The organism is Trinickia sp. (assembly GCF_051954495.1).
GTDB lineage: Bacteria > Pseudomonadota > Gammaproteobacteria > Burkholderiales > Burkholderiaceae > Trinickia.
Window position 1 is genome coordinate 1 of the sequence record NZ_JBQCHR010000133.1, and the last position, 12,171, is coordinate 12,171.

The window sequence follows — 12,171 nt, forward strand, 5'->3', positions numbered from 1 at the left end:
CCCGCGCGCGGCGGGCCGCCTTGGGCGGTGGGCTATCGCCAGCCGCATCTGCACGATCGGTGAGGGGTTCGTCGGCGGACGCCGGCTGCGGCGAGCCGGCGTCCATCTCGCCGAATAGGTCGAACTGCGTATCGTCTTTGCTTGCTGCCATCGGTGCCGGGCCCCAGGGTGTCCAACGCGCGGAGCCCGGGCGGGCGGCTCCCGCGCTGAGCGGCCGAGCGGACATGTAGCGGCGCGACCCAGGCCACGTGTGAGCGCTGCGTCCGGCTCGCCGGCATACGATTTGGAACAGCGAGACGTCGTCGTTTTCGAACGCATAGGCGCAGCCGGCTAGATAAACGCGCCAGATTCTGAATTTTTCGTCGTCGACGAGCGTTTTCAGTGTCTCGCTGTGCTTCTCGAAGTTCTCGGTCCAGATCTCAAGCGTACGGGCGTAATGGCGGCGCAAGCTTTCGATGTCGACGGGTTCGAGCCCGCCGCGCTGCATCGCTTCGAGCGCGAGGCTGATATGGGGCAGTTCGCCGTCGGGGAACACATAGCGGTCGATGAATTCGCCGCCGCCGAGCGCGGTTTCGCCGCTGTCGTAATCGGTGGACGTAATACCGTGGTTCATCGCGATGCCGTCCTCGGCGAGCAATTCGCGGATCTTGCCGAAGTACATCGGTAGGTTCTTGCGCCCCACGTGCTCGAACATCCCCACGCTGGTGATGCGGTCGAATTGCCCCTCGATTTCGCGATAGTCCTGCAGGCGGATTTCGATCTTGTCGGCCAGGCCGGCCGCCTTGACGCGTGCGGTGGCGAGATCGAATTGGTTCTGCGATAGCGTCACGCCGACACACTGCGCCCCGAACTTGCTCGCCGCGCGCAAGACGAGCGCGCCCCAGCCGCAGCCGATGTCGAGCAGGCGCTGGCCCGGCTCCAGCCGGATCTTCGTGAGGATGTGATCGATTTTCTTCAGCTGCGCCGTGGCTAGGTCTTCGTCGCCGTTTTCGAAATAGGCGCACGAATAGACCATGTTCTCATCGAGCCAATACCGATAGAACTCGTTCGAGACGTCGTAGTGGTACTGGATCGCCTTTTGATCCGATGCCTTCGTGTGATTGAAATAGCGTCGCACGCGCGCCAGCTTGCTCGCGCTGGTGACCGTGCTTTTGGCGAGCGAATAACCGATCGTAATGATGTCCGAGAGCTTGCCCTCGATGTCGATTTTGCCTTTTACATAAGCCTCGCCGAGATTGTCGAGGCTCGGTTCGAGCAGCAGCGGCAAGGCCGACGCCGAATTGACCTTCAGCGTGACTTGCGGCGCGGCGAAGCTGCCGAAGTCCAATTGCTGCCCATTCCACAACACGAGACGCGCCGGCAGGTTCGTCTGATTTCGCACTTCGTCCACCCACTGAGCCAGCTTTTTCTCCCAGAACATGCGTTTTCTCCGTGTACGTTGAAAATGCAAAGCAGAGCAAAGCAGCCGCCCGCATGTCGCGTGCGAACGCGGGCGGCGTGGTCTTGCAAAGACGTCCGAGCGACGCAGCCCCTGCGCGCGGTCGGGCAACCGCGCACAGGCAGCTCCGTTGGGCGCGTCAGCTCGCCGTCAAGGCGACAGCCGCGAGATGCGCCAGCCTTCGGCGCTCTCGCGCGTGTACAAAATGCGATCGTGCAGCCGCGAAGGGCGGCCTTGCCAGAATTCGATCAGGTCGGGCACGAGGCGATAGCCGCCCCAGTGCGGCGGGCGCGGGGGCGTTTCGCCGAAGCGCTCCGAGAATGACTTCTCGCGCGCTTCGAGCAGCGCACGGCTCTCGAGCGGCCGGCTCTGCTCCGACGCCCAAGCGCCGATGCGCGAGCCCAGCGGGCGCGAGTTGAAGTACATGTCGCTTTCTTCGGCGCTGGTCTTCACGACCGTACCTTCGATGCGCACCTGGCGCTCGAGCTCGATCCAATAAAAGAGCAGGCTGGCATGCGGGTTGGCCGCCAGATCCAGTCCCTTGCGGCTTTCATAGTTCGTGAAGAACACGAACCCGCGCTCGTCCACCCCTTTGATCAGCACGATTCGGGCCGACGGATAGCCGCGCGCGTCGACGGTGGCGAGCGTCATCGTATTGGGTTCGGGCAGCCGAGCGTCGAGCGCTTGCTTGAACCAAGCGTCGAATTGGCGGATGGGGCTCGCGTCGACGCTCGTTTCGTCGAGCGAACCGCGCGCGTAGTCTTTTCGGAGATCGGCTAGGGTAGTCATGTTCTTATGCGACCGCTACAGGGCGGGATCAGTATAGCCAACCGCGGAAAAACGTGCCGCGTGTCGCTCCGCCGCAAGGCGGGCGGGCATGGGGCAGGCGGCCCGACGCGGGCCGATGAGGCACAATACAGGTCTTGCTCGTTTGATTTTTACGCATCATGTCCAGCCTCGGCGCCAGCGCGACTCCCTCCGATCTTACTCTTGCTCCCGCGTTAGCGGACGCCGAGCAGGCCGACCGCGAACGCCGGTTCGGGGGGATAGCACGGCTTTACGGCCAGCGGGCGCTCGCAGCCTTCGAGCGGGCGCATGTGGCCGTTATCGGCATCGGCGGGGTCGGCTCATGGGTGGCCGAGGCGCTTGCGCGCAGCGCTGTCGGAAAGCTGACGCTGATCGACCTCGATAATGTGGCTGAAAGCAACACGAACCGGCAGGTTCATGCGCTGGACGGCAATTTCGGCAAGGCGAAAGTCGACGCGATGGCCGAGCGGATCGCGTTGATCGACCGCCAGTGCGAGGTGCGTCGAGTCGAGGATTTCGTCGATCCGGAGAACTTCGACGCGCTGCTCGGCGGCGGATTCGACTATGTCGTCGACGCGATCGACAGCGTGCGCACGAAGACGGCGCTGATCGCCTGGTGCGTCGAGCGCGGGCAGCCGCTCATCACGGTAGGCGGAGCGGGTGGGCAGCTCGACCCCACGCGCATCCGCATCGACGATCTCGCGCTGACCATTCAAGACCCGCTGCTCTCGAAAGTGCGCGCGCAGCTGCGCAAGCACCACGGCTTTCCGCGCGGGCCGAAGGCCAAGTTCAAGGTGAACGCCGTGTATTCCGACGAGCCGCTCATCTACCCGGAAGCAGCCGTATGCGATATGGACGACGTCGCGCAGCACGTGGCCAGCTCGGCCGGCCACGCGGGGCCCGTCGGCCTGAATTGCGCGGGGTTCGGCTCCAGTGTGTGCGTGACGGCGAGCTTCGGGTTCGCCGCGGCCGCCCACGTGCTGCGGGTGTTGGCGAAGGCTGCCGGTTGAGGCGGGCGCTCTCGCGCCCGCTTTCGTGCCTGTATTCCTGCTTTCGTCAATGCAGCATCGCGCTGAGCCGGCGGCGCCACTCGGATACGAGTTCCGGCCGGTGCGACGCCAAATCGAACACCGAGAGCATGGTCTTTCGGCCGACATCGTCGCGGAACGCCCGATCGCGCTTGACGATCTCGAGCAAGTGCTCGAGCGCCGGCTCGTAGGCGCGCCGGGCGATCAGCGCATTGGCCAGATCGAAGCGCGCCTCCAGGTTGCCCGGGTCGGCGGCGACGGCGGCCTCGAGCGAGTCGGTCGGCGGCAGCTCGGCGGCCGCGTCGAGCGCATCCAGGCGCGTCTTGAGCGAGTTGTAGCGCACGTCGATGCCTTGCGTCGTTTTCGGCGACAGCAACTCGGCCTCGCGGCGCGCGTCGTCCACTTGCTCTTCGTCGAGTAACAGTTCGATCAGGTCGAGCCGCGCATCGTCGAAGCCCGGATCTAGCGCGAGCGCCGCTTGCAGATGGTCGCGGGCGACGCCGAGCTGGCCTTGTTCGAGCGCATGGTGCGCGGCGCGCTGCTCGGCTTGCGCCGGGTTCGGGACGAGCCGCTCGATGAACGCGCGCAACTGGTTTTCGGGCAGCACGCCCGTGAATTGATCGACGGGGCGGCCTTCCGAGAACGCGACGACGTGCGGAATGCTGCGCACTTGGAAGTGCGCGGCGAGTTGCGGGTCGTCGTCCACATTGACTTTAACGAGCCGCCAGCGGCCCGCGTAGTCGTGCTCGAGCTTTTCGAGCAGTGGGCCGAGCGACTTACAGGGGCCGCACCAGGGCGCCCAGAAGTCGACGAGGACGGGGGCGAGCGCCGAGGCATCGATCACGTCTTTTTCGAATGTGGCCAGAGTGGTGTTCATTTCGTCCTCGCTGTCCTCTTAGGCTGTGACTTGCAGCAGATGGGGGGCATACGCGCCATTTCAACCGCCCGCCCGGCTGGACGGGCTTACGCCTGAAGTCAGTGCGCCGGCCGCTCCGGCAGCGGGATCCATTCCGTCTCGCCGGGCACCTTGCCCATGGTTTGCTCGGTCCAAGCCGTTTTCGCCTGAGCGATTTTTTCGCGCGAACTTGCCACGAAATTCCATTCGATGAAGCGCTCGCCGTCGAGTTTCGCGCCGCCGAGCAGCATGACCGTCGCACCGGCGCGGCTCGACAGCGTGGCCGTTTCGCCGGGTACGAGCACGGCCATATGCGCGGGGTCAAGCGGTTCGCCGTCGATCGCCAGATCGCCGTCGACGAGATAGACGCCGCGTTCCTCGTGCTCCGCATCGATCGCGAGCGCGGCGTCGGGGGCGAAATCCGCCGCAACGTAAAGCGTGGGGGAAAACGTGCGCGTGGGCGCCTGCGCGCCGAAGGCGCTGCCGGCGATGACCGTTAGCGTGACGCCGTTGCGCTCGATTCGCGGCAACGTGGCGGCCGCATGGTGCTCGAATGCGGGTTCCGCGTCCTCATGCGCGAGCGGCAGCGCCACCCAGGTTTGAATGCCGTGCATCACCTGGCCGTGGCGCCGCGCTTCGTCGGGCGTGCGCTCGGAATGCACGATGCCGCGTCCGGCCGTCATCCAATTGACGTCGCCGGGCGTGATTTTCTGCACGGAGCCGAGGCTGTCCCGGTGCAGCATGACGCCTTCGAAGAGGTACGTGACGGTCGCGAGGCCGATGTGGGGGTGCGGCCGTACGTCGACGCCGGTGCCAGGCGCGTAGCTCGCGGGCCCCATATGGTCGAAGAAGATGAACGGGCCGACGAGGCGGGCGGCAAGCGCGGGCAGCACGCGGCGCACCGTGAGGCTGCCGATGTCGCGCAGCGACGGTTTGAGGATGGCTTTGACGGACGGCGGCACGGCGCGCTCCCTTGGGGATCGTGGGCAGTCATTGTACTTCGCCCAGCCGATCGGTCGAGCCGGCGCGCCCGCATGACGAGGTGCGCGCCGACGCGCCGCGGCGCGCTTACGCCATGCGGTTCTTCGCGAGCGGCGGGTTGGCCGCGAAGTAGCGCTTGATGCCTTTCAGGATCGCGTTGGCCATTTCGCTACGGTATCCGTCGTCGTTCAGGCGGGCTTCTTCCTCGGGATTGCTGATGAACGCCGTTTCGACGAGGATCGAGGGGATGTCGGGCGCCTTGAGCACCGCGAAACCCGCTTGCTCGACCGAGCCCTTGTGCAGTTTGTTGATTTCGCCGACTTCCTTGAGCACGAACGAGCCGTAGCGCAGCGAATCGCGAATTTGCGCCGTCGTCGACATGTCGAACAGGGCGCGGTTCACCGATTCGTCTTGCGTCTTGACGTTGATGCCGCCGATGAGATCCGACGAGTTTTCCTTGTTGGCCATCCAGCGCGCCGCGGCGCTCGACGCGCCGTGCTCCGACAGCGCGAAGACCGACGAGCCGCGCGCCTCGGGCGTGGTGAAGGCGTCGGCGTGGATCGATACGAACAGATCGGCGCCGACGCGCCGTGCCTTTTGCACGCGCACGTTCAGCGGCACGAAGAAATCGGCGTCGCGCGTCATCATGGCTCGCATATTGGGCTGCGCGTCGATCAACGCGCGCAGCTTCTTGGCGACATCGAGCGCGATGTGCTTCTCGTAGGTGCCCGCGCTGCCGATCGCACCCGGATCTTCGCCGCCGTGGCCCGGATCGACCGCGACCGTCAGCAAACGCACGGTCTTGCCCGTCTTCGGCGCGGTGAACGCATAGGTGTCGCCGTCGCTCAGGCCGTCGTTGCTCGGGCCGGCGTGCGTGTCGGGTGCGCTCCTGCGCTGCGCGAGCGCGGGCGGCGCGGCGTTCGGCTTGCCCGGCTTGCGCCCGCTGCCAGGCACGCCGGGCGTGGGGCTCGGGCTGGCGTTTGCATTCGGACCCTGCGGGCCGGGCGGTGTGTTTTGCGCGTACCGCTCGAAGAAGGCGTCGCTGTTGTCGGTCGGCGAGGACGGCGACGCCGACGGCGGGCTCGCGGGGCCTGCGAGCGGAGCGGGCGGCTGCAAGGCGTCGCCGCCGCGCTCGCTGTCGGAGAGGCGCTTTTCCTTGCGCTCGGTTTCGGCCAGCAACTCCATCAGCGGATCGGGTGCGACGCTCGGATAGAGATCGAGCACCAGGCGATAACGGTAGGTCCCGACCGGCGGCAGCGAGAATACCTGCGGCTTGACCGAGCCCTTCAAGTCGAAAACGAGGCGCACGACGTGCGGCTGAAACTGGCCGACGCGCACGGTTTGGATTTGCGGGTCGTTCGGCGTGATCTTCGACACGAGATCGCGCAAAGCCTGATCGAGATCGAGCCCGTTCAAATCGACGACGAGGCGATCGGGCCCTTGCAGCAACTGTTGCGTCGTCTGCAGCGGCTGATCGGACTCGATCGTCACGCGCGTGTAATCGCGTGCGGGCCAGACGCGCACGCCCAGCACCGAGCTCGCCAGTGCGAGACGCGGCAGCGAAAGCGAAGCGGCCAAACCCACGACGAGCGACGACGCGCCGGCGCGCAGCATTTGGCGGCGGCGCCAGTTATGCGTTGCCGTGGCGGCCGATTCGATCGACTGGAACGGCTTGATCAACATCTTTCGAGACATGCTTTTCCTGATTCGCTGTACGCGCGCGCATCGATGAAGCGCCGCTCGTCCTCGCCGGGTTCGAGCGCGAAGACGAGATCGGGCGTGCCGAGCAGCGCGCCGGCTTTTTGCGGCCATTCGACGAGGCAGATCGCACCCGCATCGAAATATTCGCGAAAGCCAGCATCGGCCCATTCCGCCGGATCGGCGAAACGGTATAGATCGAAGTGATAGAGCTCGAGTTCACCATCCTCGCGCGCGAGGGCGTACGGCTCGACCAGCGTATAGGTCGGGCTGCGCACGCGGCCAGGATGGCCGAGGCCCGCCAACGTCGCCCGCACCAGGGTGGTCTTGCCGGCGCCGAGATCGCCGAGCAGCTGCACGTGCAGGCCGGTGAAGCCGGGCGTCGCGCGTACGAAGTCGATCGCATGCGCGAAGCGTGCGCCGAACGCGTCCGTGGCCGCGAGGTTCTCGAGCGTGAAACGGCGCTCGAGCAAGACGTTCGCGAGTGGAAAAAACGACGGATCGGGCGCGACGGGCATTCTCGTAAAATAGCGGGATGAAACGAAGTCCGGAACAGGCCGCCTCGGGCGCGCCCCCGTTTGGGCAAGCCGATACGGGCGGCGCGGCCGACTCGCAGGCGAAGCCCCTTGACGACGCCGCGCTGGCGGCGCTCGCGCAACGCATCAAGGCGTGGGGCCGCGAGCTCGGCTTCGGCGCCGTCGGGATCAGCGATACCGATCTCTCGGAAGCCGAAGCGGCGCTTGCCGCTTGGCTCGACGCGGGCTGCCACGGCGAGATGGATTATATGGCCAAACATGGCGCCAAACGCGCACGGCCGGCCGAGCTTGTGGCCGGCACGCTACGCGTCGTGACGGCGCGCATGGCCTATTTGCCTGCATCGTCGCTGACCGCGGCGCATGATGAAAGCCCGTTGTCAGCCGAGCCCGGCGCCGCGGTCGCTGCGGGAAACGCCGACTGGCGCGCGCGCGAGCTGGCGCGTTTGTCCGACCCGTCGGCAGCGGTCGTCTCGGTCTACGCACGCGGCCGCGATTATCACAAAGTGATCCGCCAGCGCCTGCAGCAGCTGGCCGAACGCATCGAGCGCGAAGTGGGCGCATACGGCTACCGCGTCTTCACGGATTCGGCGCCGGTGCTCGAAGTCGCGCTTGCGCAGAAGTCTGGGATCGGGTGGCGCGGCAAGCACACGCTGCTGCTCGAGCGCGACGCGGGGTCGTTGTTTTTCCTCGGCGAAATCTACGTCGACATTCCGCTCCCGACCGACGCGCAAACCGACCCGGCGCGTGCGACGCGCGAGGCCGGCGCGCATTGCGGGCACTGCACGCGCTGCATCGACGCGTGCCCGACCGGCGCGATCGTCGCGCCGTATCGCGTCGATGCGCGACGCTGCATCTCCTACCTGACGATCGAATTGAAAGGGAGCATTCCCGAGCCGATGCGCCCTTTGATCGGCAACCGAATCTACGGCTGCGACGACTGCCAACTCGTGTGTCCGTGGAACAAGTTCGCGCAGGCAGCGCCCGTCGACGATTTCGACGTTCGCCATGGGCTCGACGGCGCGCGGCTCGTCGAACTCTTCGCGTGGAGCGAGGACGAATTCGATACGCGTATGCAGGGCAGCGCGATTCGCCGCATCGGTCACGAACGTTGGCTGCGCAACTTGGCCGTGGCGATGGGCAATGCGCTGCGCGCGTCGCAGCCGGGGCCAAGCGACGAGGGCCAAATGACGGCGCCGGGCGCCGGCGACCCAGCGGGAGGCGGCACGTCCGCCCATGTCGTTCCGATGCGCGCGCTCGATGATGTGGCGCGTGCGCGCATCGTCGCCGCATTGCGCGCGAGAGAGCGCGATCCGTCGCCGCTCGTGCGTGAGCACGTGCAATGGGCGCTGCAAGCGGCGTAAGCTATCGCGCAACGCCGCCGTCAACCCTTGGAGATGAGAGCGATGTACAACGCCGTCGTGAGCGCGCCGTTCGGCAAGGTCGGAATCGAAGTCGATGCCGCGGCCGGCTTCGTGCGCGCAATTACTTACCTAGAGGATTCGATACCGGCGACGGCCCCCGATTCGGCGCTCGCCGAGCGAGCCGCGCGGCAAATCGAATCCTACTTGGCCGACGCTCACGCGCCGTTCGATCTGCCGCTCGCCGATGTCGGTACGCCGTTTCAGCGGCGCGTCTGGCAGGCGATGTGCGAAATCCCGCTCGGCAGCGTGCTGACCTACGGGACGCTCGCGCAAAAGGTGGGCGGCGTTCCGCGCGCGGTGGGGCAAGCGTGCGGCGACAACCCGTTTCCGCTCGTGATTCCTTGCCACCGCGTCGTCGCGGCGGGCGGGCTCGGCGGGTTCTCGCATCACGGCGGCGACGGCTTCTATCCGCGCGTCAAGCGCTGGCTGCTCTCGCACGAGAGTAGCCAACTGGCGTTGGCGTTATGAGCAACAACGATGGATTCGATGTGACGAGCGCATCGCAGACGGCCGAAGCGGGGCTTGCATCGGCGCGCCGTTCATCGGCAAGCGCACCGTCCGCCGATGTCGATCGCAGCGGCGAAACCGATACGTCCGAGCTGCAAACGGCCAACACGGGCGCGATCGACGCCTTCGGCGATGCGCTGTGGCTCGAGCACGGCCTTGCACGCAACACGCTCGACGCCTACGGACGCGACTTGCGTTTGTTCGGCGACTGGCTTGCCCGCACGCATGGTATCGGCATCGACGCGGCGACCGAAGCGCTGATCAACGGCTATCTCGCGGCCCGCAGCGACGGCAAACCGACGTCGGCCAACCGGCGGCTGTCCGTTTTCCGGCGCTATTACGCGTGGGCGCTGCGCGAGCACCGCATCAGCGCCGATCCTACGATGCGCATTCGCTCGGCCAAACAGGCGCCGCGTTTTCCGTCGACGCTGACCGAGGCTCAAGTCGAAGCCCTGCTCGCCGCGCCCGACGTCGAGACCGCGCTCGGGCTGCGCGATCGCACGATGCTCGAACTCATGTACGCGAGCGGTCTGCGTGTGAGCGAGCTCGTGTTGCTCAAGACCGTCGAAGTCGGTTTGAACGAAGGGGTCGTGCGCGTGATGGGCAAGGGGTCCAAGGAGCGCCTGGTGCCGTTCGGCGAGGAAGCGCACGGCTGGATCGCGCGCTATCTTCGCGAGGGGCGGCCCGCGCTGATGGGCGCGCGCGCCGACGACGCCTTGTTCGTGACGGCTCGCGGCGAGGGGATGACGCGGCAACAGTTCTGGAACATCATCAAGCGCCATGCGCGCGCGGCGGACGTGCAGACGCCGCTTTCGCCGCATACGCTGCGTCATGCGTTCGCGACGCACCTCATCAATCACGGCGCCGATTTGCGCGTCGTGCAACTGCTGCTGGGGCACGCCGACATTTCCACGACGCAAATCTACACGCACGTCGCGCGCGAGCGGCTCAAGACTTTGCATGCGATTCACCATCCGCGCGGCTGAGCGCGGCAGCTCGGACGCGGCTCGGCCCCGCCCCACGACGAAACGATATCGCCCATGCGCTTACCGCTTACAATGCGCCGATGAGCAAAACCAAACATGTCTCGGAGACCCCGGCCACGCAGTTTCTGCGTCGCCACAACGTCAGTTTCGGCGAACACCCCTACGAGTACGTCGAGCACGGCGGCACCACGGAATCGGCACGCCAGCTCGGCGTGGACGAGCATCACGTCGTCAAGACGCTCGTCATGGAGGATGAGCACGGCAAGCCGCTCATCGTCCTGATGCATGGCGACCGCACGGTGTCGACCAAAAACCTTGCCCGCCAGATCGGCGCGAAACGCGTCGAGCCGTGCAAGCCCGAGGTCGCGAACCGCCACTCCGGCTACCTCGTCGGCGGCACTTCGCCGTTCGGGACGAAAAAGCCGATGCCGATCTACGTCGAGTCGAGCATCCTAGAACTGGCTTCGATCTATTTGAACGGCGGGCGCCGCGGTTATCTCGTGAGCCTTGCGCCGTCGGTGCTGACGTCGCTGCTGAACGCCCGCCCCGTCCAATGCGCGAGCGTCGACTGACGCGCGCCGTTCTGTAAAATGACCCGCCCCGCGCGCTCTCGCGCACTGCCTGCCAAGCCGAACGAGTTCTGCCCATGCCACTTTTGATCGCCACCGTCGCCGCTTATTTGATCGGGTCGGTTTCGTTTGCCGTCATCGTCAGCGCCGCCATGGGGCTGGCCGATCCACGCTCCTACGGCTCGAAGAATCCGGGCGCCACGAACGTGCTGCGCAGCGGCAACAAGCTTGCGGCGATTCTCACGTTGCTCGGCGACGCGTTCAAGGGCTGGCTGGCCGTTTGGCTCGTCGCCCGGTTCGGGCCGCGATACGGCCTTGACGATACCGCCGTCGCGCTGGCGGCGATCGCCGTGTTCCTGGGGCACCTCTACCCGATCTTCTTCAAGTTCAAGGGCGGAAAGGGCGTCGCGACGGCCGCCGGCGTTCTGCTGGCCGTCAACCCGGTCCTGGGTCTCGCCACTGCGCTGACCTGGCTCATCATCGCGTTCTTCTTCCGGTATTCCTCGCTCGCCGCGCTCGTCTCGGCGGTATTCGCGCCGCTGTTCGACGTATTCCTGTTCGGCCCGAATCGCGTGGCATGGGCCGTATTCGCCATGAGCGCGCTGCTCGTATGGCGTCACCGCGGCAATATCGCGAAGCTCATTGCCGGCAAGGAAAGCCGGATCGGCGAGAAGAAGAAGGCGGGGCTGCCTGCGAGCGCCGAGCGCGACGCCGGCGCGGCGCACGCCCGCAAGCGTTGAGGCAGGGCGCTCGCGGCCGGCGCGTGGGTTACGTTAGTCGCGTCAGTCGCGGAAGTTGTTGAAGTCGAGCGGGGTGTCCGTCACATCCTTGCGCAACAGCGCGATGACGCTTTGCAGATCGTCGCGCTTGGCGCCCGTCACGCGTACGGCGTCGCCTTGAATGCTCGCCTGCACCTTGATCTTGCTGTCCTTCACGAGCTTGACGATTTTCTTGGCCAAGTCGCCCGACACGCCTTTCTTGATCGTCACGATCTGCTTGACCTTGTCGCCGCCGATCTTTTCGATCTTGCCGTAATCCAAAAAGCGCACGTCGACGCCGCGCTTGGCCATCTTCGACAGCAAGACGTCCTTGACTTGGCCGAGCTTGAAGTCGTCGTCGGCGAACATCGTGAGTTCCCGTTCCTTTTGCTCGACTCGCGCGTCCGATCCCTTGAAATCGAAGCGGGTCGATATCTCCTTGTTGGATTGCTCGATCGTGTTTTTGACTTCGACCATATTGGCTTCGCAGACTACATCGAACGACGGCATATTCATTTCTCCGAACTGTGCAACTGTGTAGGGGCGG

The 12,171-nt window shown here is 65.8% G+C and carries 12 protein-coding genes and 1 pseudogene; 6 read left to right on the top strand and 7 right to left on the bottom strand.

The genetic code is table 11. The features are described 5' to 3' along the window. Nucleotides 1-223: 223 nt before the first annotated feature. Nucleotides 224-1,420, bottom strand: a pseudogene (locus ACTHNR_RS18510) (class I SAM-dependent methyltransferase); the annotation flags it as partial. Nucleotides 1,421-1,588: 168 nt separating this feature from the next. Continuing rightward, on the bottom strand, nucleotides 1,589-2,227 hold the full coding sequence (pdxH, locus tag ACTHNR_RS18515; RefSeq protein WP_440549119.1) for a pyridoxamine 5'-phosphate oxidase: 639 nt from the start codon (nucleotides 2,225-2,227) through the stop codon (nucleotides 1,589-1,591). 158 nt (nucleotides 2,228-2,385) lie between these two features. Here pdxH and tcdA point away from each other — a divergent pair, with 158 nt between their 5' ends. Next, on the top strand, nucleotides 2,386-3,255 hold the full coding sequence (tcdA, locus tag ACTHNR_RS18520) for a tRNA cyclic N6-threonylcarbamoyladenosine(37) synthase TcdA (RefSeq protein WP_440549120.1): 870 nt from the start codon (nucleotides 2,386-2,388) through the stop codon (nucleotides 3,253-3,255). A 46-nt stretch (nucleotides 3,256-3,301) separates the two neighbouring features. On the opposite strand, the gene trxA is transcribed toward tcdA, so the two are convergent. The 4 genes from trxA to tsaE form a co-directional block, all read right to left on the bottom strand. After that, nucleotides 3,302-4,150 carry a thioredoxin gene (gene trxA, locus ACTHNR_RS18525; protein WP_440549121.1) on the bottom strand — a complete coding sequence of 283 codons (849 nt, stop codon included), beginning with the start codon at nucleotides 4,148-4,150 and terminating at the stop codon, nucleotides 3,302-3,304. 98 nt (nucleotides 4,151-4,248) lie between these two features. Then, nucleotides 4,249-5,130: a pirin family protein gene (locus tag ACTHNR_RS18530; protein WP_440549122.1), complete on the bottom strand. Its 882-nt coding sequence runs from the start codon at nucleotides 5,128-5,130 to the stop codon at nucleotides 4,249-4,251. 106 nt (nucleotides 5,131-5,236) lie between these two features. Further along, the gene (locus ACTHNR_RS18535; protein WP_440549123.1) at nucleotides 5,237-6,844 is read right to left on the bottom strand and encodes an N-acetylmuramoyl-L-alanine amidase; all 1,608 of its coding nucleotides are present in this window, start codon (nucleotides 6,842-6,844) and stop codon (nucleotides 5,237-5,239) included. After that, nucleotides 6,826-7,365, bottom strand: a complete 540-nt coding sequence (gene tsaE / locus ACTHNR_RS18540; RefSeq protein WP_440549124.1) for a tRNA (adenosine(37)-N6)-threonylcarbamoyltransferase complex ATPase subunit type 1 TsaE — start codon at nucleotides 7,363-7,365, stop codon at nucleotides 6,826-6,828. Before tsaE ends, ACTHNR_RS18535 begins: the two co-directional genes overlap by 19 nt. A 17-nt stretch (nucleotides 7,366-7,382) precedes the next feature. On the opposite strand from tsaE, the gene queG reads away from it, so the two are divergent. From queG to plsY, 5 genes are all read left to right on the top strand, one after another. Next, nucleotides 7,383-8,744 carry a tRNA epoxyqueuosine(34) reductase QueG gene (queG, locus tag ACTHNR_RS18545; protein ID WP_440549125.1) on the top strand — a complete coding sequence of 454 codons (1,362 nt, stop codon included), beginning with the start codon at nucleotides 7,383-7,385 and terminating at the stop codon, nucleotides 8,742-8,744. Nucleotides 8,745-8,786: 42 nt separating this feature from the next. After that, entirely contained in the window at nucleotides 8,787-9,272 is a 486-nt protein-coding gene (locus ACTHNR_RS18550) for a methylated-DNA--[protein]-cysteine S-methyltransferase (protein WP_440549126.1), read from the top strand. Then, nucleotides 9,269-10,297, top strand: coding sequence for a site-specific tyrosine recombinase XerD (gene xerD, locus ACTHNR_RS18555; RefSeq protein ID WP_440549127.1), 1,029 nt, complete (start codon nucleotides 9,269-9,271; stop codon nucleotides 10,295-10,297). The genes ACTHNR_RS18550 and xerD overlap by 4 nt, the downstream gene beginning before the upstream one ends. An 80-nt stretch (nucleotides 10,298-10,377) precedes the next feature. Further along, nucleotides 10,378-10,869: a Cys-tRNA(Pro) deacylase gene (gene ybaK, locus ACTHNR_RS18560; protein ID WP_440549128.1), complete on the top strand. Its 492-nt coding sequence runs from the start codon at nucleotides 10,378-10,380 to the stop codon at nucleotides 10,867-10,869. Between the two features lie 74 nt (nucleotides 10,870-10,943). Next, nucleotides 10,944-11,606 carry a glycerol-3-phosphate 1-O-acyltransferase PlsY gene (gene plsY, locus ACTHNR_RS18565; protein WP_440549129.1) on the top strand — a complete coding sequence of 221 codons (663 nt, stop codon included), beginning with the start codon at nucleotides 10,944-10,946 and terminating at the stop codon, nucleotides 11,604-11,606. Between the two features lie 42 nt (nucleotides 11,607-11,648). Here the strand turns inward: plsY and ACTHNR_RS18570 are convergent, their stop codons facing one another. Beyond that, nucleotides 11,649-12,134 (bottom strand): YajQ family cyclic di-GMP-binding protein, encoded by a 486-nt coding sequence (locus ACTHNR_RS18570; RefSeq protein WP_440549130.1) that lies wholly within the window; start codon nucleotides 12,132-12,134, stop codon nucleotides 11,649-11,651. Nucleotides 12,135-12,171: the final 37 nt, after the last annotated feature.

What these genes read in the sequence shown, in the direction of transcription:
- ACTHNR_RS18550 (WP_440549126.1), top strand. Translation starts at nt 8,787, where the DNA reads ATGTACAACGCCGTCGTGAGCGCGCCGTTCGGCAAGGTCGGAATCGAA.
- queG (WP_440549125.1), top strand. Translation starts at nt 7,383, where the DNA reads ATGAAACGAAGTCCGGAACAGGCCGCCTCGGGCGCGCCCCCGTTTGGG.
- trxA (WP_440549121.1), bottom strand. Translation starts at nt 4,150, where the DNA reads ATGAACACCACTCTGGCCACATTCGAAAAAGACGTGATCGATGCCTCG.
- ACTHNR_RS18535 (WP_440549123.1), bottom strand. Translation starts at nt 6,844, where the DNA reads ATGTCTCGAAAGATGTTGATCAAGCCGTTCCAGTCGATCGAATCGGCC.
- tsaE (WP_440549124.1), bottom strand. Translation starts at nt 7,365, where the DNA reads ATGCCCGTCGCGCCCGATCCGTCGTTTTTTCCACTCGCGAACGTCTTG.
- pdxH (WP_440549119.1), bottom strand. Translation starts at nt 2,227, where the DNA reads ATGACTACCCTAGCCGATCTCCGAAAAGACTACGCGCGCGGTTCGCTC.
- xerD (WP_440549127.1), top strand. Translation starts at nt 9,269, where the DNA reads ATGAGCAACAACGATGGATTCGATGTGACGAGCGCATCGCAGACGGCC.
- tcdA (WP_440549120.1), top strand. Translation starts at nt 2,386, where the DNA reads ATGTCCAGCCTCGGCGCCAGCGCGACTCCCTCCGATCTTACTCTTGCT.
- plsY (WP_440549129.1), top strand. Translation starts at nt 10,944, where the DNA reads ATGCCACTTTTGATCGCCACCGTCGCCGCTTATTTGATCGGGTCGGTT.
- ACTHNR_RS18570 (WP_440549130.1), bottom strand. Translation starts at nt 12,134, where the DNA reads ATGCCGTCGTTCGATGTAGTCTGCGAAGCCAATATGGTCGAAGTCAAA.
- ybaK (WP_440549128.1), top strand. Translation starts at nt 10,378, where the DNA reads ATGAGCAAAACCAAACATGTCTCGGAGACCCCGGCCACGCAGTTTCTG.